Here is a 20,934-nt window from a genome sequence, read left to right as displayed (position 1 = left end):
GAAGCTTTCAACTTGCTGATTTGCTATTAGATTATAATCTGTGTCTTATCCTGCTAGTTCTCTGGCCTGTTTTTCGAGCCAAGAAATCACTGAATGATTATTAAACAAGTAAAAATGCCCTCCTGTGAAAATCTGTTGTTTGATCGGCACAGGTAACACTCGCCACCATTCCGCCAAACGAGAAACAGGAACCCTATTATCCCGATCACCTCCTATCACATAGGTTGGGATATTCAACTTTACCTTCGGTAATAGAGACAAAGAATCTAACAAAATGAGATCGTTTTTCATTGTTTCGATCACATAATTGCGTAATTCGGGGTTAGCAAGAACACCTGCCGGTGTTCCTCCACATTGCTCAAGGATATTCAAGATATAAGAATCAGAATATTCCTCACATGGCTTATTTTTGAACCCTTCGGAATCAATAAAACCACGGGCAGAGATAATAAGTGCTAATTGCTTTTCTGGTAATTCACTCTCCAGCCGACAAGCGACCTGATAAGCCAGTTCCGCCCCCAAACTGTGCCCAAACAATAATAAAGGTTTATCCTCTCCTAACCTTAAACGCTTTATTTCAGCAAGGATATCGGACAAAACAGTTTCAACATCCACCTGAAAAGGCTCTGAAACACGCATTCCCCTGCCTGTAAGCTCAAAACAATAAACTTCAATAAATTCCGATAACTTGTGAGCCAGCTCAATGTAGGGAAAACAAGAGCCTCCGGCGTGATGAAAAAATAATAGCTGTGCCCCAGCCTCTGGCTTTTTACTCGCAGAAAATAAAACTGAATCAGACAAGATGAAGTTCCTTTAATTGATTAGATTATAAACTACAACAAAAATCCCCCAAGTAAAACAATAAAAAAATATAGAGCCTATCAGATAGGGCTCTATATCTTAGCTTGTACTTTTAACTTATCGCGCACAGCCATTAATGCAAACCCTAGTAAGTTAAGGCCATCCCACATCAAAGGATTATTAATGTTAAGGGCATTTTCTGATAATCCGATCCCCCAAATGCGGTCAACAGGACTGGCCTCAACTAATATTTTATCCCCTGTATTCAATAAAAACTCTGCCAACGGCTTGTTTTGGGAAAACTTCGCTAAGTTTCCTTCAATCACTATATTTAATCGATACTCATCCCAAATTGACTGGTTAAACCCGCGTATTTCACGCCCGTATGCTTTTGCCGCACCTGGATTTTTAGCATTGATAATTTTTTTCAGCACTTCGTGATCATTAAATAAACGGGCTTTCCCTGCCATCATATAGTGTTCCGCACTGGCATATTCTATATTATCAACAGTAAATGGAGCCGGATACCACTGACTTAAACAAGATTTGGTTAATACAAATTATTTTATGTTTGTCGATGCATATCATATCAGTTTAATTGATATGGTATAAAAACAATAAAAATCATTATATGTTCTTTAAATAAAGATTTTTATTATTCTGAGATTATTTAATATTCAATTTACGACCAATAGCAAATACAGAAACCAGCCCCACCAAATCAATAGTGATTAAAGTACCAGCAAATAACATTTCTCCTCTAAAAGCAAAAACCGTTGCAATGATTAAGATAAATATAGTAATGGAAAATCCCATCCATTGCCCTCGTCTATCCCTGTTTATCAATCCATTCAACGCCTTATTCTGCTTTTCATGTTGAAAAACCTGCTCTTTTTCTCTAAGAGTAAATACTCTTTCGGTATAACCCGGCAAAATTGATTCATAACTCTTTAATACTTCAGGGGACGGAAATGAATCAGGACAATGAGATATCTCTTTACTTTCAAGCAAATATCCATCTGATGAATCAGCGTCTAAAGCATTGCGGTAATCATTTACGGGCATAATGTCAAGAATGCTCCCTATCGCTCTGAAGTAAAAACCAATGTTAGAGTTCACGTTTTCTCCCCCAGCAATATACACAAAAAACACTTTAATAAAATCAGTGAGATAATTAAGTTCAACCTATAATAGAGATGAATTAATCGTACTTCTGATATCTTCGCTCTTCACAATACACCTTGCTTTTGGCTAGGGAACGGGCGGCATTCTTCAGCTTTGTAAGTTCCATCTTCCTGACGAATCAAAAATATTTTTCGCCCTGAACGCAATGCCTTACTGATCGCTGTTTGATGAACTCCAATTAAACGTGCTGCTTTAACTTGTCCATTCAACTTTACATATTCTGATAATGGGATTTTTTCCATACGTTTCCTCCTTCTCTCTTAAAAATAATATCTAAAGTACTAAATATTTCAATACTTTTAGTATTTATCATTTTAATAGCATTGGTATTAAAATGAGTCCATGAAAAAGAAACTCTCAGCAGAACAACTTGCAGATTCAGTACGTTTAAAAGAGCTATTTGAGTCCAAGAAAAAGCAGCTCGGTATCTCTCAGGAAACGCTCGCAGAAGAAATCGGCAAAACACAAAGTGCAATTTCACACTATCTCAATGGGATAAACGCCCTTAACTTGGAGATAGCGGTCTATTTTGCCCAAAAATTGGAAGTCCAAATCGCAGATTTCAGCCCATCACTGGATAAACAGGCCAGAAAACTTGTCTCTGTTCTCTATGGTGATGATGCTGGATTTGCCAGTCATATGCTCCTACATAAGCAATACCCACTACTCGATTGGGTAAATGCAGGTAATTGGTGCGAAGAACCTACACAAAAATACCAAACAAGCCATACGACAAAGGCATATAAAACCTGTATTGAATGTTCACAACGTGCTTTTTGGCTGGAAGTAAAAGGTGATTCAATGGTATCGCCGAATGGACTAAGCATACCGCAGGGTATGATCATTTTAGTTGACCCAGAAGTAAAGCCAACTCCTAGCAATTTAGTCGTAGCAAAGCTCAATGGAGAGAAGGAACTGACTTTCAAGCAACTGATTACGGAAGGATATGATATGTTTTTAAAGCCATTGAATCCCCAGTACAATATGATCCCCCTTAATAATCATGTACATATTGTTGGCGTAGTTGTGGAAGCCAGAGTCGGGGAGTTGCCTTAACACACTGTTTTTTGTTATAAAATCAACCTAATATATTGATTAAACAAACTATAGAGTGTTATTCAACCCCGATCGAGTCGTGAAACATTTAATTTATAATTACATACTCAAAGAGGTTGTGGCATTAGCTGGATGCTAGCGATTATTGCCCTGTGGCCGGACTACGAGAAAAAATGAAATATTCAAATATACCCAAGGGATTGAGGGGGTTAGGTATCACTTTTATCACTGTCGGCCTTATGTCACTTGGATTTATGTCATTCTCTGGGATATCGATTTAATAAAATCAATAAATTAACGGATAAAAACTAAAAAACCCCGCAAACGCGAGGCTTAAATAGTAACATCGTACTCTCAGGAAACACGACACTAATCCTCAAAAAGAAGTCATCCGTGTCACAAAGTAGGACAGACAAAGTACTCCTGTCGCCAAAACCAGGCAATAAACGATAATCGGCCAGGTAGTGGCATTGGGTAAAAGTGTAATGGTGAATGTTCCACCTATCCCCAACAATAATCCTCCCAGACAGGAGTAGAATGCTGTTGCAGTTCCAGCCATATGCTCAAAACCTTGTAGAGCGCCATTAGGTGCTACTGAGATCGCCATAGAGATCCCAACACCGACAAACCACATTGGGACGATAAAGCCAAATACCGACTCAGGCATGAGCATTTCTCCAACAGACAGCAACAGCGCTCCTGCCACCAGGCAGAACATTGCCAGCCGTAATGTGCTTAGTATTCCCCATCGGGGAATCAAACTTCCCACACTTCGCGCAGTCACCATCATTGCGATAGCTACAGTTGCAAATAGCAAGCTGAACGTCGTTTGTGATAATCCTTGTCGGTTCATCATTATCCAGGGGGCAGTTGAAAAGAAGACGAAGAAACTCCCCAACCCTGCACTGTAGCAAAGTGTGTACAACCAAAAATGCAGTCGTTTTACAGGAAGCAGTAGTTGTGGCCACTGTAAATCTGCTGTCTGTTGCCGCCGAGTTTCTGGACAGAATTTCCAGGTCACAATAACCGCCACCGCCATTGCACATCCTAATAAACCAAAGATTGCGCGCCACCCCAACCAAATGTCAACCAACGTTCCGAGCAAAGGAGCGACTGCCGGAACCATAGCAAGCATAGAGCCAAGCAAACCATAGATCACATTGATTTCTTTACGACCCGAATAGATATCGCGTACAGCCGCGAACATGGTTACGAGACATGCTGAAGCCCCACAAGCTTGAATAATGCGGAAGCCCAAAAAAACTTCTGGTGAGGAAGTTATCGCAAGGCCGAATGAAGCAACCGTGTAAGCAATTCCACCGCTAAGCAAAACAGGACGGCGGCCGAATCTATCAGACAACGGGCCAAATAGAAGCTGACCGACCCCTAACAGGACCATATACACAGTCAGCGTTAGTTGGATAGTTCCTGATCCGGCACCAAGTGCATCAGCGATGAAAGGCATTACGGGCAGATACATATCCATAGCCAGTGATGCCAGTAAGTTGAATGGGGATAACAGTAATATTGTAGCGGTAAGAGAATATTGCCAGAAAAAATCTTTTGATTGCACGAATCCATCTCCTAAAGTTAAGGATTTGGCGGCATGCTCATAAATTAAATGCTTCTTGAGAACGCCGCAACAACCGAAAAAACTGTGGTTGCTGCGGCTTATCTATCTGTTTTGTGCTTATTAAGGGTACTCATCTGGGTTATCCTGTAGTGAATTCGTATTGTAAGATCTCATACTGAGATGCAAAGCGCTTTAAATTACAGGTGGTACTTTATAATTAACAGAAAAATCAAGTATTACTGTATTTTCCGCTTTTATCAAACTGATTATATGGCTTTTTTTCAACATAGTGTGATAAATGAGTTTGGTACGCGTAAACTTTTTACGCAGCAGTGGCTTGCCAGACTTGTCCTGACAATGGACATGAAAAGAATGCTTGCCGAGATCGATACCGGTGAGCGTACGCCTACAGGGGGGTGACCACTTCACCCTTTAATATTCGATTTTATTGTACGGATGATTACGGGGTTTATGACATTCTTCCCGAAGAGGATCATCTTACGGGAAAGACGTTCATCCAACGCATAGAGAGAACGAATTTAACTCATCGTACTCGAATCAAAAGACTGAATCGCAAAACGATAGGCTACTCTAAATCAGAGGAGATGCACGATAAAGTGATAGGGACTTTCATTGAGCGTGAGTACTATTTTTGATATTTAATCTAACTATTTAATACATGACCCCTTTTCCTTGCTTCCGCTAAAGGCACTTCAGGGTAAGTACCCAAAGATAGCATTTTCTGCTTACCCTCAAAACGATAACGGAATCGCCAACCTCTGGATCCATTCGGTTCTATTAACAACCAAAGACCGTTTCCATCGGAGAGAGTATAAGCTTTTGCTTCTGGCTTAGCTCTTTTAATTGCCACGTCTGTTAGCTTCATCATTTCACCCATGTGTATAGGAATATGTGTATAGGAAAAACTATACACAAAACTATACACAATTTCATGTCGCTTTCAGGAGATGTTAGGAGATATTAGGAGACTTGGATTTATTGTTATTTATTGATTTTGTTTGAAAAAGTGGACTTTAGGAAGAGGAGAGCACAATACTGGTATGTTAACATATTAATATTTAATAAATTAATTTTATTAAAAAAATCACATACCCCCAGTTGTACCCCCACATTATTTTGCTACATCAAGTCTGGTAGATTTTACGTGGAAATTAGATTTATAACTTTTTAATCATCACGTTAAAGCAAAAAAGCCATGAGATTTGGAAATGGTCAAATTTGGCTGCCATTTCACGCTCAAGGCTTCATATAAACATTTATCATTTTTAAGAACTAGATCACAAATTAAAACGGGTTATTCCTGTGGTTTATCGCGAACCTTACGTTCAATTAACCGACCATACATATCAAAGTAACGGCTAGGCCAGATTTCAGAGGGATGTATACCGAGATAATCTGCGATTATCCATTCGCCTTTAGGCCAGGGACGACTGAGAGTGTTTGCTAGTGTAGATGAACTGAGTCCCGACTCACGAGAGACAGCCGCTAAAGTTGTACCTCGTTTACGTAACGCAGCAATAATATCGGCTTGATGCCAGTCATTTTTAACATTGTTATTCATTCCTGCTACCCCTTCCATTAATTAATATTGATGGTGGCGATTCAGACAGGGTTCGCGGACTGGGTTCACACCAGCGAGGCATAGCCTCCCCCGCCTGAATCACCATTGAAAGGGCGAATGCAGGCACACTGGTAAAACTTCTTACCAGTGTCTGTGAACACAAGGCCGCGACGCCTTGACCATTGGATTGTGCCAATGGCGGGAATACTTTAACTGATTGTATTATCGGACTCAATAACCGAACGGCTAAGTTTAACGACTATAAACACTCTCAACATTCCGAATGCTTAATTTTTCAATCAACCAGCCCATCAATTTTTTTACTTATACCTGACAACATGCAATCTCTGGCGCGCGACAATTCGGACAAAACAAAAAATGTCTGCCTTGCCCTTGATCGATATCTGTGCGCCAGAGTGAACGCAAGTTGAGGTATTGCGGGATATCGGTTGAGTACACAGTACTGCCGCCTGTATTAACAGGTCATCCCCACCGGCTAAAGGCCAGCCTCGATATCGTCAATTTCTCCTTTTTCAATCTATAAAATGCAGTGTCAGATTCACTGCGGGGTTAAGCAGCCATGAGCCTGTCAGGGTTGCATTGTTCTTTGGCTGCGGCGTCACTTTCAGCGGTAAACCTGCCAAAAGTGACGCCTTAAGTTCCGCAAACAATCAGCAAAGGTTGTGCAAGCGTTGAAGTGCCATCAGACATAGCAAAACACCGTAAGGTTAAATGTCAAACGATAGTCATGTTAATGGATTAGCTGTAGAAAAATTGTCTGTTGAATAATTCAAACAGGAATAGAAAAAAGTATGAACGGATGCGCAAAAGCTATCCCTTTGATCATTGAGGATAAATAGAATTTATGTTGATTTGAAACGCCAGTGTATAAATCCACGTTCAATACACTTAGGTAACCAGATAAAGATATCCTTTTGGATTATCTATTAGTTTAAAAGACCTTCATTGCCAGACGAGGGTTTAGGTGTCTTGACAATATCTGCTTCCAAAGGTGGGCAGATGTACCGCAATTATTGCTCTCTCTTTCAGGCTACGAGAGTTTTGTTTCGCCACCCGAAGGCGATCCTGACAGGCGATGGATCATTAGTGTAAGTGGAATATTAGCGGCTGTGGTGAGTAGGGTCAACAACTTATGTTATGGATTAATTAGAATTTAATCTGTCAAAGATAATTTCATAAAATGACTAATTTTGACAGTTTACTTTAACTCATTTAAGCCCCATTGTGTGTTGGTGCAACTAGTTGAGTTATATCGACAATCTATTTTTAGCTTGAATTTTAGATAAGGATTCAGATAACTACACAGTGGCACTAAAACGGAAGAGACGATACTGATGAAACGAGTATAGCTGAGCAAGGTGAAGAAATTATGATTGTGATATCTCCAAAGTACTCCAAGTAAAAAACTTTAAAATTACGGTGTTGCACTTAATATGTGAATCCAAGTCCCCAAACTATCTAAATAAAATTTAGACAACTAAACGCCCTTATTTAAAACAGTGGGCGTTTTTATTAAAAAATTCATTAAAACGCAATTTAAATCTAAGTCAACCTTAAATATTGATTTCTGTTTTCAGCCCCATTCTCATTTTTTAACATCAAACTCAAAATCTTATCTACAACTATTTCAAAATCATCGTTCCCTGAAAATTCATTTCCCGGCGTCACTAAAGCAATATTCAATGCAGGAATTACCGGTTTAGATGAAATTATATTAAAGTCATCCCCGTGAAAATGGTTAACTTTCGATTCTTCATGTGGAATAATTAATGTCAAACCTAATAAAGTACTTTCGCCATCTCTTGAATGTAATCCATGAACATATTTCAATGTTAATTCTGGCAAATAATGTGAAAATGCTTTTTTAGGAGTAGTATATTTTGCATCTAAAATATAATGGAATATGCAGTTTCCTTTTCTTACTCTAAAAACAAAATCAGGAGAACGATAGGAAAATATTTTATGATGATTTCTTATGCGCAATGAATCATTATATAATGTCCATCCCTCAGTATTAACTAAATCAGCTGCCTCAGAATTTTTATTTTTAGACATCCAATATTTAGGTTCATATTGCAATGAAATCTCAGCTTCTCTAACTTGATAAGAAAAATCTAATTTTCCATCTTCACTTTCTAATATCGGTTGCATTTTTAAATTGTTATCTAATTGTTCTTTTAGATAAAACAAACAGTAATATTCAAATAATTTAGGAATGCTTTTGATAGATAGAAGTTCCTCTTGTTTGCTCCAGTCAGGGCTACCAAATCTATACCAACTGATTATTTTATTAAAAAGAGAAAGATAAGCACGATTATATTTAACTTTCATTGTTAATGATGGAAGACCAACAATTCTTCTTTTCACTGGTATTACTTTTTGTATTTTGTTTTGTATTCTATTTAATAAAAATAGAATATCATTACATTTTATTATTTTCCTCTGGTTTATTTGTCTCTGGAACTTTTTAAGTTGACTAAAAAAACTAATGTAACCATTAGTCTCAGTGCGACTTTCTTTAGTAATTGAGTCAGAATCATATCCTGCAAGTAAACTTGAAACTGACATTTTTAAAGTATGGACAAATCCATGTATTACTTGATTCTCATAAATATCAGTATCATTGACAAGTACATTTTCCCTAATTTTTTTGCTACCAAAATAATCACCATTAAAATTAATAATTGCTCCTGCTTCATCTTCAGTTTCAAAAAGCTCTTCAACATTATCACATAACCATCCTAACGTTCGATCATCTATATTAGAACTTAATGTTGGGGTAATTAGTTTATAAGTTGATATTAATTTTTTAACAGGTTCTGCAAGAATATCATCAATAAGTTTAAGCAGTATATTAGTATTCTGCTCGATCCACTCTAGAAAAATATCGGCTGGGGTGTCACCATCTTTGTAGCCAGCATTACGGCGGGGCACTCTAAAAAATGCACATAACGCCTCATTATTATGCTTAGACAAAAATGATAACATTTGTTCAACACGCTCTGCGTTAATCTTTTTTGCCAAAACATCAAGATTTTCTAACTCAATATATTCCGGCTGCTCACCAGTTGATAAAATAAGATACAGTTCTGCAACACCAAAATAATTATGGAAAAAACTTTCATAAATTCGTCCTCCTAATCTTTTAGGTATCCAAGAGTAGATCCATGCATTACTTTTTGAATCATACTCACACTGAGTGAACTCAACTTCATTTTCATGCAAAAGTAAAGATACTTGTGAGTAATCAATATTGCTTTTAAAATTAATAATAACTGCTTCGTCTTCAAGTAGATAAGGCATAGCATGCTGTGCATGATCCCTCGAATGGAGCACTATAGTGCTCCCTTTCCGAGATCCATTTAAAATTTGAAACTCCAACATAGCCATCACCACTTAGAAAAATGAATAAGAATCACCAAAAATATCACCATGATTTATTATATTATTTAAAGCAGTTTTAGAAATAGTAAAATCATACTCACTTAGCTTCTGTTCTAAATCAACTAATCTATCTTTAAAAGCACTTCCATATCCTTCAATTAATGGTAAAACATGCTGGCTAACCGCATAATCTAAAGGAGGTGTACGCATTTCTTCAATTTCATTTGCGATATGGCAATAACGTTTCATTGCATTAATTTTTCGCTGACTTACTCTTATTGAAGTAGTTCTTTTAAGTGGTACAGCAAGTGTTTCAATAATATTATTTAAAACATTTTGCTCCTCTTGTGTAAAAGAAGCATCTACAGATGAAATATTGAAGCATTCATCTAATTTTGAAAAATCCACAGCTCCATCATAATTGTTAAATTGTGATGGTATCCCACTAAAATTCAAATTATGATCCATCGTTATCACAGGTACCCTATCAATTAATCTAGGAGATAGCCTCTCTGTTGTAGAGTCATTATTTATAGTTGCAATAAACCGTATATTTTTACCTATATTAACATGGCGTTCATTGTTATTAGGAATACCTGTATCGATCATTCTATTTATCCCCTCAGGATCACACATACCCAAGAAATCTGACCAATAATGTTCTATACTGGATAAGTTAGCTTCATCTAAAAGAATAAGTTTTAAAAAATCATTATTTTTCTCATTTTTTAGAAACTCATATAATCCAGTTCTAGCTGGCTGGTAAGTGTCCTTGAGAGAATTATAAAAGCCTAAAATATCTCGCCCGGATACCCAAGCTCTTCCTACTGCAATATTTAAAAAATTAGTTCCATTAAATCTGAAGTCATCATCTGTTAATTTTAAGTGTTTTGCCAAACGTATAGCAGTAGATGTTTTACCTGTTCCAGGAGGGCCAGCTAAAATAGTCATAAGTGATTGTGATGTACATATCACCAAATTTGCCATTTCATCAAATGAGAATGTTCTTCCACCATCAGTATCAAAACATTGAATAAGATAATTAATATAATCACTTCTATTATCTTTCTCAAATGAAATATTCGATTTTTGAATGTCATTAATAATAATAGGGGCTATATCATTTTTTTTCTTATCGCCACGTAAAATTGTAGTTAGCGTGCTTATTTCTGCTAATTTATCTGGTAACTGAGGTGATTCCAACATTGCCTTTTGAGTTATAAAAGCATTTTCAATCACACGGTTTTCAGTTTCCATTTCTTGCTTACGACGCTTTAAATAATCTAACTCTTTATTTAAAGAATTAAACTCTTTTATGCTTTCATGCGAAGATAAAAATGTATCAATAGTTTTCTTATGCTCATTGATACTCTTTTCTAATTTTAAATTTTCTTCAGTCAATTCCTTTTGCTTTTCAAGAAGAGCTTGGTGCGCATCTTCATCTGACTGTTTTTTAATTTCCTCAATTCTTTCTTTTGCTTTTTTCTTTTCAAACTCAACCCTCTGATTCACATGTGCCAGTTCTTCTTTTTTTGAAAAAACCAGCTTTTCTATCTCTTTAATTTCAGTATTAAGTTCATTTTTTTTATTAATAAAATTTTTTTCTAATTCTGCATTTTTTTCTTTTAATAATAGATCTCTATTTTTTTCAAAATAATTATTTAGATAAATACTACCTTCTCTATTATCTGTTAAATATTCGCTTATAATATCATGACCATAGTCACTTTTATCTAAAAAATCAGATAATAGATTTTTAAGGCGTTCGAGCCTCTCATTATTACTTAATGCCTTATTTTTTTTAACATATTCTTCAATGCCTTGTGAAAGCCTCTGAGCTTCACTTTTTCCTAAAAGATAACTTTTCCCTTTACCAAAATTATTTTTAGTAAAATATGAGATAAGTCTCACGTCAGATATATAATCAATCTGCTCAAAAGAAATTGCTGAAATATCCTTCAAGTTTCTTAAAAAGGACTTTTCAGAACCTTTTACTTTAATTGTAACCAATCGATTATATTTCTTCAGTTCTGAAAGCGGAATTTTAGCAATGTAATCAGTATTAAGCTGCAAGGGTGATGGCGTTGTTAAAGGTGAAAGCAACCAACTATCATCCTGCTTAGTTGCCTTAAATGGGCCATAAATATTTTCCTTATCTCCAATAAAAAAATAATTATTTGGTAAGTCAAATGGATAGTCTATAAACCCTGTTGCAATGTCTGGAAGATCAATATTCAAAATAGGGATAAACAAATGCCTCTCTAAACGCTCACTCTTATTCCCTAAAGTATAGTGTTTTTGTAATCTTGGATTTCTTTTCCAATCATCATCGTCACTTTCAAAATATTCATTAATGATGAATATTTCATCACTTTTAAAAGACTGATTAATACTCATAAAATTTTTAGAGACAAAAATAGCACCATTTGGAAACTCACTGGATTGAATATCCTCCAAACTTCCATCTAGATTATAATGTGATAATGGAATTACTAACCCCATATCTGGATTTGCTGAATGATTTTCATCTTTTATAACAAGTAACCGGTTATCCATTAATACCTCCGTTATGATTTAATAATATTTTGCAGAAATTCAGGGCGAGAGCGTAAAAGGATAAATTTTAAACAATCTGATTAAATGAAGAACCAGTCAACATATAAACAAAACCAAGCTGTTCATTTATTGCTTGAAATTGGATTACATTGCATACAAATTAAGTTTAAAAAACGCTCACTCTCTTACTGTGCAAAAACTCTTGTAATAATATTAAGTTACCCCAATTTTGTAAATGTATTTGCCCCCACCAAAACGGACACTCTTAACTTTACCTAAGCTGTAAAAAGATATAAAAAATTAACTGATAATAAGGAGGCTCAAAGAATCCCTCTTACTATCGATAGTGATCAACCCCCAGTAATCTTCGCTCAGTGTAACTCGCAGGGTATGAATGATTATAGCTGGCACAAAGTCCTATCTGGTTAGGTTTCATTTAGATCACCAATAGTGCCAGCTAGGGTCTTATTTGGTAATCACATTGGTACAACTAGCGCGTTTTTATCCAGAATCAGGCTAAAGGTAATTTCCAATGATTTCTACATAGTAGTTCAACCCCACACTGACGCGCTACGCTTGTCTTCTCCGAGTTACCGGGCTAATGCATTAACCCGGTAACTCGGAGAGCTGAAAGATCACCAGCCAAAGAAAACATTTTCCCTACCCCCTCCCTATTAAAGAATTAGGGATAAAACTATTCACCCTGTTCACCTTTGAATAATTTTATTTAAATTCAAATTGTTAAATGGTGATGAGTTTAAATTAAACTCTTCACTACTCTTCACCCAACCGTTCACCTCCAACCAGAAAAAGGTGAACAGTGATGAATAGTTGTGAACAGTTTTAAAATAACTATTCACCCTATAATACGTTGATATGTTTGGTTTAAATTATAGGGTGAACAGTGGTGAATACTTTTTTATATTTCTTTGAAAAATACCTATAATCAGAAAAAAATTATTCTTCTGGCTGGCTATTCCTTGTCAGTTTTGGCATCCATTCGATAGCGGTATCAAGATTCAGGCTCAGATTGCTGCGAATACCCTGTTTGCTTTTCTTGCGTAAATATTGCTGGCTGTACTCTGCCAGTGCGCCGGGCATATCCATGCCGAAACGAGTCACGGAAACAGGTTTATTCAGGTTATTGCCTTTCATATAAGCAAGATAGGCGTGATAGAGGTATTTACGAGGATTGAACGGCATAATTTCCGCATTGCCAATTAACAAACCGTCAGTTTCATGGGAAGCAATAAGATAACCGCAAAAATCGACCAGTGGATCTGTGCCGCGTTTGATATCCAGCGCTTCCGCAGATTTCTGCTGCTCTGCCAGTAAACGCCTTGCGGCTTGTGGATCAGTGAACCGATGTAACAGATGCCGGATAATTACGGGCAATTCAGCCGCAATTTTATCCCGCAGGAGTGGATCACGTTCATTTTCCGGTACGACTTCGGAAAAGTTAAAAATAACCCGACGCCGCGACACACCACCACTGCGATCACTGAAACTCATGGCATTATTATTTACTGCCAGCACTACCGCAGGAATGCGGGTTGAATAAGGTTGTTTATGCTTTGGATCAATAGCAACTTCATCGCCGCCAGTAATCGCCTTGATGCCTGAACCATCACCCACATAGCGAGTTTGGTCTGGCAGGATGATCAACGAATAGCCGACAATCAGCGCCCGTTCCCGTGGGTTTTCCAGTGCTGCCATACTTGCGGAAACGGTATTACCTTTACCTGCCAGCATGGAACAAATTTCAGCAAAGATACTTTTGCCACTGCCTCCAGCTCCGGTGACTTCCAGAAAAAGTTGCCAGTCATAACGGTTCGCCAGCACCATAAACAGAGCCGCTAATACTCTATATGCTTTGCTTTCACAGTTGGCAGTTGCTTGATTGAGCCAGCGCCAGAATTGTGGTGCGTGATCTTGCAGAGTTTCCCTCGAAACAGGGGTATTGAATTCAACGTCATTGGCAAGAAGCAGCCAATCATTTTTGCGGTGAGGCCGAAACTGACAAGCTTTCAGGTCAAATACGCCATTACTAAACCCGATTAAGTGACGTTCTGGAGGCTGCATCATGGGAAGCTGTAATTTCAGGGCATCTACGGCTGAACTAATACCATGCGGTGAATACGGTAATTTTTCTTCCATAAAGGCGGCGACCATTTCCCGTCTTAGATCACGGTCACTGACCGGACGCCAGATAATACTGTCATAGTGATGAACGGTTTCCGAAGCACCATCCAGTGCCAGATCACCGTTATAACGTGCCAGCAATACTTCTCCGCGTTGGCTGGCTCCCATCTGACATAGTGTCAATTTTGCAGGCTCGGCATCATTATTAAGCTGAATGGCTTCTTTTTTCTTGGTTGATGTCGGTTGATAAAGCCCCTGAGCAAAGGCTTGTTGTGCTATTTCCACACCGTGTTGCTGGCGATAATCATCCCAATCAGCTTTTGATTCCGTAGGCGGTAGCGTTACCCATCCGTTAATCGTTTTGGCGGTCTTCTCTGCTGCAACCTTGCCGATATTCTTTTTCAGCATGCCGTTTTTGTCTCGTTCTTCCGGTTCGTGCCAGTCGTTATCGGCGGCAATGATGATTCTGGAATTTGGATACTGCGCTCTAACCTGCTCGGCAACAATCAATAGGTTACTTTCATCAATCGCTGCCAGTACCACGCCTTTATGTAGTTGACTGACAGTTAAAGCTGTAGCGTAACCTTCGGTAATGATGATTGTGTCCGGCGTTCCGGTAATCTCAGTGATCGAGATAAAGCTGCCTTTTTTCTGTGTACCTGCAACAAGGTGTTTTTCACCGTTCGGCTTGATGGTCTGTGCGCCCGTGATTGTGCCATCCAGTGTCTGAGTCGCCAGCAATAAAGAACCGTCTTTTAACAATCGCTGATTGGAGTATTGCAATCCCTTTTTCATCAGATATTGAGATTCACCCGTAACAGCAGTGGCAACCAGTGCCGTGATGCGTTCTGCGATTGGTTTAGCGCTATGATTTGGTGTGTTAGTTGGTTTGGGTTCTGGCAAAGGCAATGCCAGCGCATCCGCAACAACTTTTGCAGCCTCAAAAATCGAGATCCGGTTAGTTTTTGCTACTAAATCCAGTCCATCACCATAGTTCGGAGCGTCACACTGGCGGCAATGCCAGTTGCCATGATGGTGATCGTCGATAAAGTGGAAACGGTCATTACCACCGCAGACAGGGCAAGCGCCATGTTTACCCTTTGCCGGAATATCAATACCACAGGCAGACAGCAGATTTTCCCAGTGATGCATGGCGGATTTTTTCACGGTTTGGATAAATTCGAGCGGTTTTTGTTCGTCTGTTTTATCTGAAGATGTAAATTTGGGGTGAGTTTGGTTAGACTGTGTATCAGCCATCATCGTTACCTCGTTTAACGGTTTGGTTAGACGCCTCAGATGTGTTACAGCACACTGAGGCGTTGCTTTTTATGTTACTTTCCTTAAAAAATCTCTATCTTTATGCCCTTTTGCCAAATTTTCCGATCAACACATTTTCGCCTCGTTCCAGCATTTCCATATAATCCGCATACCATTGCAGCATTTCCCGGCGACCATCCAGATATTGAGCGTGGTTGTACGTGCCTCGAATGCTGTTTTTATCGACGTGCGCAAGCTGTTTTTCAACCCATGCCGTGTTGAAGTCTTGATCATGCAGGATGGTACTCATTGTGTGTCGGAACCCGTGGCCTGTTGCTCGTCCTGAATATCCCATACGGCGGATCATGGTATTGATTGCCATATCAGATATATGCTTTCTGTAGTCTGTCCGGCTTGGAAAAACATACTGATAACTGCCGCTGATAGGCTGAATCTGCTTCAATAAATCGATAACTTGCTCTGATAATGGCACGACATGAGTACGCCGCATTTTCATTTTTTCGGCTGGGATTGTCCAAACAGCTTTATCTAAATCAATTTCTGACCATTCAGCTTTGCGAAGTTCTCCCGGACGAACACCCGTTAATATCAGCATTCGCAAAGCCGTTCTGACTATCTGACTTCCCATGTATTTATCAATGGAACGGAGAAATTCAGGTAATTCATCTACTGAAAGGTGAGCGTAATGTTCGCGTTGATGAGGGATAAAAGCACTCGCTAAATCGGGGGCTGGATTATATTCGGCTCTGCCCGTAATAATTGCATATGTCCAAACTTCACCACAGCGTTGGCGGACTTTCTTTAATTTATCGGTGACGCCTCTCTTTTCCATAATAGAAAGGAGGTCTAATAATTCGAGGGGTTTTATTTCAGCAATCGGGCGATGACCAATATAAGGGAAAACGTCTTTTTCGAATGCGTCCATCATATCTTCACGATAACCAACAGACCACCTGTCTTTTCTTCCCTCGTACCATTCACGCGCAATGCTTTCAAAGGTATTACTGATTTCTCCCTGAGCTGCCAATTTCTTTTGTTTTTTATCTTGGTTGGGATCAATACCGTCGGCTATTAGTTTCTTGGCTTCATCACGCTTTCTTCTGGCCTCTGCCAGAGTGATAAGCGGAAAAGTACCAATAGCGAGTAACTTTTCTTTTCCTGCAATGCGGTATTTCAGTCGCCAGTATTTAGAACCGGTTGCCTTTACCAGCAGATATAAACCGCCGCCATCCGATAGCTTAAAATCTTTATCTTGAGGTTTTACTGTTTCAACTTGTCGGGCTGTTAGTTTCATATTTCTAGCATCCTTGCCCCTCACAGTAACGGGGGTATTTTTTTAGGGGGTACAGAAAGTTACCCCTATATATACCCCCTGACTGGGGTACATTGCAATAGATGCCAGTAGACGTTAATAGCGCTTTATTTGGGAGTTTTCGTTGATTTTACTGGAAAAAGTAGACTTTAAGAGATGCTGCTAGAAGTGTAGATGGCGGAGGAGGAGAGATTCGAACTCTCGGATGGTTTCCCATCGGCGGTTTTCAAGACCGCTGCCTTCAGCCGCTCGGCCACCCCTCCGCGATGTCGAGCACTATAAACATCACAGTTCCCAATGTAAAGTATTCATCTGTTCAACTGTTGTTAATTTACTCATAATACTATCTATTGGCCTATTTATTCAGCATTTTAGTGATCTTTCTTGGGGATAGTGGTGATTTTTGCTAAATTGCAACCATTATTGTTGGATGGTAAAAAGTTATGTTGGTATTTGAAGATCGTGAGATCGAAACTGATGCACAAGGTTATCTAAAAAATTACCGTGATTGGCAAGAAGCTATGGCTCCTATCATTGCCGAACAGGAAGCAATCACTCTGACCGAACAGCATTGGGAAGTTATCCGTTTTGTACGTGAGTTCTATGAAGAATTTAATACTTCACCTGCTATTCGTATGTTAGTCAAAGCGACCTCTCAAAAATATGGTGAGGAGAAAGGGAATAGTCGTTACCTCTATCGCCTATTTCCCAAAGGGCCTGCAAAACAAGCAACAAAAATTGCAGGCCTTCCCAAACCAGTCAAATGTATTTGATTTATTCATCCGTCACTAATGGCGGATGCTAAAATCACTCATCTCTTCTGCTTCACAAAATTGAGATTGAAAATGTTCTATTTTGGCCCCCGGAGGCCCACCCTGCTCTAGCCAATGGATTAACATTTTGATTTGTGCATCATTGCCACAAGCGACGATCTTCACACTGCCATTATTCATATTACGGACATATCCCACCAGCTTATTTTTCTTGGCCCAATGGTAGGTGTAATAACGGAATCCAACTCCCTGTACTCTTCCGTAGACATAAATAGTCATGCTGCATTTAGTCATCGTTATATTCCTCCCAGATAAGATGGTAATAACTTTGAAACGTTAAACCCACTTTTGTTATTGTATTTTATATACGCAACAGCTAACCTGAAATTATGGGATGGCGGTCACATGCCATCTTAGTTTCAAAAATTATGCAAAATTCCGGCTACCGTTACCGGGTGGGCGCTTGAAATTTACCTTACTGCCCTTATATAAAAGCCATCGCAAGGTTTCTTTGGAGGTGACTATGATGATCGCCAGTAAATTCGGTATCGGCCAGCAAGTACGACATAGATTGCTGGGTTACTTGGGTGTTATTGTAGATATAGATGCTGAATATTCTTTAGAACAGCCGCAGGAAAATGATATCGCAACTAATGCTACCTTACGTTCAGCGCCGTGGTATCACGTTGTGATGGAAGATGACGATGGTCAACCTATCCATACTTATTTGGCAGAAGCCCAATTGACTTACGAAACATCAGATGAACATCCAGAGCAATCTTCTCTGGATGAGTTAGCCGAGTCTATCCGCAATCAATTACAAGCTCCACGACTACGAAATTAAATACGTTTGTTACCGTTATCCAAATCATAACAATAAGGTGGTGAATCATGAGTCAATCGCCACCTGCTTCACTTTTCCATCCCCAACCGCGGAATTTCAATTTTTGGGCAACGATCCATCACAACGTCTAATCCTTTATTTTCTGCCAATAATTTTGCTTCTTCATTAATAACACCTATTTGTAACCAAAGGACTTTGGCGCCAATGGCGATAACACTATAGTTTTTACTTTTCCCAGGCTCTCCGCTAGATATTGATCACTCATTTTGTCCTCCTATATCAGCACCATCTCAACAAGAGGTTGAAATAACGTCAACAGTCATCAGGGAAAAATTACGGCTTACGCTGAATCGGTACTCCCAACCGCGCCAGTTGATGAATGAAAATCGATGGATTTTTCAGCTCCTGCATTAACCAAACCTGCTTTTTTGCTCTCGTCAATGCGACATATAAAAGACGGCGCTCTTCCGCATCAGGGAAATTTTCCGGTTGTGGCAATAAAACTTGTTCCATCACCGATTCCCTCTCTGGTGCCGGAAAACCCTCTTTCCCCTGCTGTAACCCCAATATAATGACATAATCTGCTTGCTGCCCTTTAGCTGCATGAATTGTCATAAATTCAATCTTCAAATTTGGCCAGCGAGTGGGCGCTTTTTTCAATAATTCGGGTTTGAGATAGTGATAACGAGCCAATAACAAAATGGTTTCTTGTTTAGTAACATAACCACTCATTTTATTCAGCAATGCCTCTAGCTGTTCTTCCGGTAAAATCACAACCGATTTTTTATTGCCTTTTGTCAGGCTAGTGAGAGGTTTCTTTAATTGATAAGGATTTTGTTGTACAAATTGATTGGCAATCTCCCCAATACGGCTATTAAAGCGATACGCCATATCCAATGCACATTCAGCCCCTTTGCCAAAATAGGTTGAAAATGCAGCCGTTAATGATAATTCAGCACCACTAAAGCGATAAATTGCCTGCCAATCATCTCCCACAGCAAATAGATGACTTTGTTTATTTTGCGCCTTCAATACCGTCAATAATTTGATCCCCAAGGGGGAAATATCTTGAAATTCGTCCACCAGAATATGTTTCCACGGACTGATAAATCGACCTTTCTGTAAAACATTCACCGCCTGATGGATCAAACCAGAAAAGTCGATTGCCCCTTCAGATTTCAATGCCGCTTTCCAGGCTTTCAGCAAAGGTGTCATAAGCCGTAAACGTTTCTGAAATACATCAATATAAGCAGCGGGAGCCTGTTCAATTATCTCTTTTTGGCTGCCACCATGCATACGTATTAATTCCAGCCAACGTTCTAAACGAACCGATAAACGCGTCGTCAATAACGTATCATGCCAATATTCACCTTCCGGCAATTGCCAATCCAATTCTGCATTCAACCATTCTCGCCAGCCTTTAGCCTGTGCTTTTTTTTCTCCACACTGTTTTTGCCATTCCTGGATGAGAAAATCACGGCGTTTTTGGGCATCAATTTCCAGCTCGCTAATTTTTGGTGATTTATTGCTGCCTTGTTGAATAATATGCAATGCCAGGGTACGAAATGTTTTTGCTTTTATTTTTTGGGTTCCCAAACAAGCCTGAATACGTTTATTTATTTCATCGGCAGCCTGACAATCGAAAGTCAACAACAAAATTTGCTCAGGAAGTGCTTGTTGACGTAACAATAACCATCCTGCACGCGCAACTAAAACAGAAGTTTTTCCACTGCCCGCCCCCGCTAATACCAGAATATTTTGTTCACCATTAATAACTGCCTGACACTGAGAACGACCAAGTGGCGACGTTTCTATTGTCTGGAAAAATTGCTCATATTGCACCAGCATATGATCCACCCATTGCTGGTTCAGCATTTGGATTATCTTTTCACCTTCCTCTAACCAATCCAGACAAATCTTATAATTGTCGCGGCAGTTTTCAAATTGTGCGACTCGTTGTAATGGCAAGGGTAACGCCTGAAATGTTTCTTGGATTTGTTGTTGCACGGAAGCTAAATCAGTAGCTTTCAGCCAACGATTCTGTTGTTTGATTTTAACTATTTCATTTACTTGAGCCACCAAAACATCAGCACTGACATCGCTCATGTCAAGGCTCCATTTTTGCCATTCTTTTACAGCCTATTCAGTATTTTTTCTACGCAGCAACACGACGAGAAATGCCAGATTGACGAACTGAAGGCTGGTATTCAAATATCTCTCACAGTTCTTCCACAATCGTCGACATTTTTCCAGCCAACCAAATGAACGTTCGACAACCCATCGCTTGGGTATCACCTGGAAAGTATGCAATTCACTACGTTTGGCAACTTCGACAGTCGCGCCGAGTATATGATGCACGTTCTCAGCGAAGACTTCTCCCGTATAACCGCCATCGGCTAAAACATTTTTCACCCAACTGAGGGACTT

General features: G+C 39.1%; 14 protein-coding genes, 1 tRNA gene and 8 pseudogenes. 5 read left to right on the top strand and 18 right to left on the bottom strand.

What is annotated here, in order from left to right; translation table 11 throughout:
* Positions 1-45 precede the first annotated feature (45 nt).
* The 4 genes and pseudogenes from Xedl_RS03060 to Xedl_RS03045 all read right to left on the bottom strand — a co-directional run bounded on the left by Xedl_RS03060 (position 46) and on the right by Xedl_RS03045 (position 2,228).
* Positions 46-801, bottom strand: a complete 756-nt coding sequence (locus tag Xedl_RS03060; protein WP_074022567.1) for a thioesterase II family protein — start codon at positions 799-801, stop codon at positions 46-48.
* A gap of 92 nt (positions 802-893) precedes the next feature.
* A pseudogene (locus Xedl_RS03055) lies at positions 894-1,337 on the bottom strand (NADAR family protein); the annotation flags it as partial.
* Positions 1,338-1,467: 130 nt separating this feature from the next.
* Positions 1,468-1,920, bottom strand: coding sequence for a DUF2335 domain-containing protein (locus Xedl_RS03050; protein WP_074022595.1), 453 nt, complete (start codon positions 1,918-1,920; stop codon positions 1,468-1,470).
* 110 nt (positions 1,921-2,030) lie between these two features.
* Complete coding sequence (locus Xedl_RS03045; RefSeq protein WP_074022566.1) at positions 2,031-2,228, bottom strand: Cro/CI family transcriptional regulator; 198 nt, start codon at positions 2,226-2,228, stop codon at positions 2,031-2,033.
* Between the two features lie 100 nt (positions 2,229-2,328).
* On the opposite strand from Xedl_RS03045, the gene Xedl_RS03040 reads away from it, so the two are divergent.
* Both Xedl_RS03040 and Xedl_RS03035 read left to right on the top strand, forming a co-directional pair.
* On the top strand, positions 2,329-3,042 hold the full coding sequence (locus Xedl_RS03040; protein ID WP_074022565.1) for a LexA family protein: 714 nt from the start codon (positions 2,329-2,331) through the stop codon (positions 3,040-3,042).
* 114 nt (positions 3,043-3,156) lie between these two features.
* A pseudogene (locus Xedl_RS03035) lies at positions 3,157-3,323 on the top strand (Rnf-Nqr domain containing protein); the annotation flags it as partial.
* Positions 3,324-3,442: 119 nt separating this feature from the next.
* Here Xedl_RS03035 and cml read toward each other — a convergent pair.
* Positions 3,443-4,615: pseudogene (cml, locus tag Xedl_RS03030) on the bottom strand (CmlA/FloR family chloramphenicol efflux MFS transporter); the annotation flags it as partial.
* 428 nt (positions 4,616-5,043) lie between these two features.
* Between cml and Xedl_RS03020 the strand changes: the two are divergent.
* Positions 5,044-5,271, top strand: a pseudogene (locus Xedl_RS03020) (IS1 family transposase); the annotation flags it as partial.
* Between the two features lie 29 nt (positions 5,272-5,300).
* On the opposite strand, the pseudogene Xedl_RS03015 reads toward Xedl_RS03020, so the two are convergent.
* From Xedl_RS03015 to Xedl_RS02985, 9 genes and pseudogenes are all read right to left on the bottom strand, one after another.
* Positions 5,301-5,501: pseudogene (locus tag Xedl_RS03015) on the bottom strand (Arm DNA-binding domain-containing protein); the annotation flags it as partial.
* Between the two features lie 429 nt (positions 5,502-5,930).
* The gene (locus Xedl_RS03010; RefSeq protein ID WP_038209717.1) at positions 5,931-6,197 is read right to left on the bottom strand and encodes a helix-turn-helix domain-containing protein; all 267 of its coding nucleotides are present in this window, start codon (positions 6,195-6,197) and stop codon (positions 5,931-5,933) included.
* Positions 6,190-6,432: a hypothetical protein gene (locus Xedl_RS25010; RefSeq protein WP_143187370.1), complete on the bottom strand. Its 243-nt coding sequence runs from the start codon at positions 6,430-6,432 to the stop codon at positions 6,190-6,192. The genes Xedl_RS03010 and Xedl_RS25010 overlap by 8 nt, the downstream gene beginning before the upstream one ends.
* Positions 6,433-7,509: 1,077 nt before the next feature.
* A pseudogene (locus tag Xedl_RS32940) lies at positions 7,510-7,640 on the bottom strand (IS982 family transposase); the annotation flags it as partial.
* A gap of 120 nt (positions 7,641-7,760) precedes the next feature.
* Complete coding sequence (locus tag Xedl_RS03005; RefSeq protein WP_074022562.1) at positions 7,761-9,602, bottom strand: DUF2357 domain-containing protein; 1,842 nt, start codon at positions 9,600-9,602, stop codon at positions 7,761-7,763.
* Positions 9,603-9,614: 12 nt separating this feature from the next.
* Positions 9,615-12,158 carry an ATP-binding protein gene (locus tag Xedl_RS03000; protein ID WP_074022561.1) on the bottom strand — a complete coding sequence of 848 codons (2,544 nt, stop codon included), beginning with the start codon at positions 12,156-12,158 and terminating at the stop codon, positions 9,615-9,617.
* A 957-nt stretch (positions 12,159-13,115) separates the two neighbouring features.
* On the bottom strand, positions 13,116-15,557 hold the full coding sequence (locus Xedl_RS02995) for a toprim domain-containing protein (RefSeq protein WP_074022560.1): 2,442 nt from the start codon (positions 15,555-15,557) through the stop codon (positions 13,116-13,118).
* A gap of 100 nt (positions 15,558-15,657) precedes the next feature.
* Positions 15,658-16,872, bottom strand: coding sequence for a tyrosine-type recombinase/integrase (locus tag Xedl_RS02990; protein WP_074022559.1), 1,215 nt, complete (start codon positions 16,870-16,872; stop codon positions 15,658-15,660).
* 193 nt (positions 16,873-17,065) lie between these two features.
* Positions 17,066-17,153: transfer RNA gene (locus tag Xedl_RS02985), tRNA-Ser, on the bottom strand.
* A 180-nt stretch (positions 17,154-17,333) separates the two neighbouring features.
* Between Xedl_RS02985 and tusE the strand changes: the two genes are divergently transcribed.
* Positions 17,334-17,663 carry a sulfurtransferase TusE gene (gene tusE, locus Xedl_RS02980; RefSeq protein ID WP_074022558.1) on the top strand — a complete coding sequence of 110 codons (330 nt, stop codon included), beginning with the start codon at positions 17,334-17,336 and terminating at the stop codon, positions 17,661-17,663.
* Between the two features lie 15 nt (positions 17,664-17,678).
* On the opposite strand, the gene yccX is transcribed toward tusE, so the two are convergent.
* Positions 17,679-17,957: an acylphosphatase gene (yccX, locus tag Xedl_RS02975; protein ID WP_074022557.1), complete on the bottom strand. Its 279-nt coding sequence runs from the start codon at positions 17,955-17,957 to the stop codon at positions 17,679-17,681.
* Between the two features lie 232 nt (positions 17,958-18,189).
* Between yccX and hspQ the strand changes: the two genes are divergently transcribed.
* Positions 18,190-18,507: a heat shock protein HspQ gene (gene hspQ, locus Xedl_RS02970; RefSeq protein ID WP_074022593.1), complete on the top strand. Its 318-nt coding sequence runs from the start codon at positions 18,190-18,192 to the stop codon at positions 18,505-18,507.
* A gap of 68 nt (positions 18,508-18,575) precedes the next feature.
* Here the strand turns inward: hspQ and Xedl_RS02965 are convergent.
* The 3 genes and pseudogenes from Xedl_RS02965 to Xedl_RS02955 all read right to left on the bottom strand — a co-directional run.
* Positions 18,576-18,719, bottom strand: a pseudogene (locus tag Xedl_RS02965) (CoA-binding protein); the annotation flags it as partial.
* Positions 18,720-18,840: 121 nt separating this feature from the next.
* Positions 18,841-20,634: pseudogene (helD, locus tag Xedl_RS02960) on the bottom strand (DNA helicase IV); the annotation flags it as partial.
* 12 nt (positions 20,635-20,646) lie between these two features.
* Positions 20,647-20,934: transposase (locus tag Xedl_RS02955; RefSeq protein WP_143187373.1), on the bottom strand; the 288-nt coding region annotated here is incomplete at its 5' end.

This window comes from Xenorhabdus eapokensis (assembly GCF_001908105.1).
The sequence above is the reverse complement of the archived record's forward strand: the minus strand, read 5'-3'. Positions and strand labels throughout refer to the sequence as shown.

Coding starts and splice junctions, on each gene's coding strand:
- Xedl_RS03045 (WP_074022566.1), bottom strand. CDS start 2,228: ATGGAAAAAATCCCATTATCAGAATATGTAAAGTTGAATGGACAAGTT.
- Xedl_RS03040 (WP_074022565.1), top strand. CDS start 2,329: ATGAAAAAGAAACTCTCAGCAGAACAACTTGCAGATTCAGTACGTTTA.
- Xedl_RS03010 (WP_038209717.1), bottom strand. CDS start 6,197: ATGAATAACAATGTTAAAAATGACTGGCATCAAGCCGATATTATTGCT.
- Xedl_RS03005 (WP_074022562.1), bottom strand. CDS start 9,602: ATGTTGGAGTTTCAAATTTTAAATGGATCTCGGAAAGGGAGCACTATA.
- Xedl_RS03000 (WP_074022561.1), bottom strand. CDS start 12,158: ATGGATAACCGGTTACTTGTTATAAAAGATGAAAATCATTCAGCAAAT.
- Xedl_RS02995 (WP_074022560.1), bottom strand. CDS start 15,557: ATGGCTGATACACAGTCTAACCAAACTCACCCCAAATTTACATCTTCA.
- Xedl_RS02990 (WP_074022559.1), bottom strand. CDS start 16,872: ATGAAACTAACAGCCCGACAAGTTGAAACAGTAAAACCTCAAGATAAA.
- tusE (WP_074022558.1), top strand. CDS start 17,334: ATGTTGGTATTTGAAGATCGTGAGATCGAAACTGATGCACAAGGTTAT.
- yccX (WP_074022557.1), bottom strand. CDS start 17,957: ATGACTAAATGCAGCATGACTATTTATGTCTACGGAAGAGTACAGGGA.
- hspQ (WP_074022593.1), top strand. CDS start 18,190: ATGATCGCCAGTAAATTCGGTATCGGCCAGCAAGTACGACATAGATTG.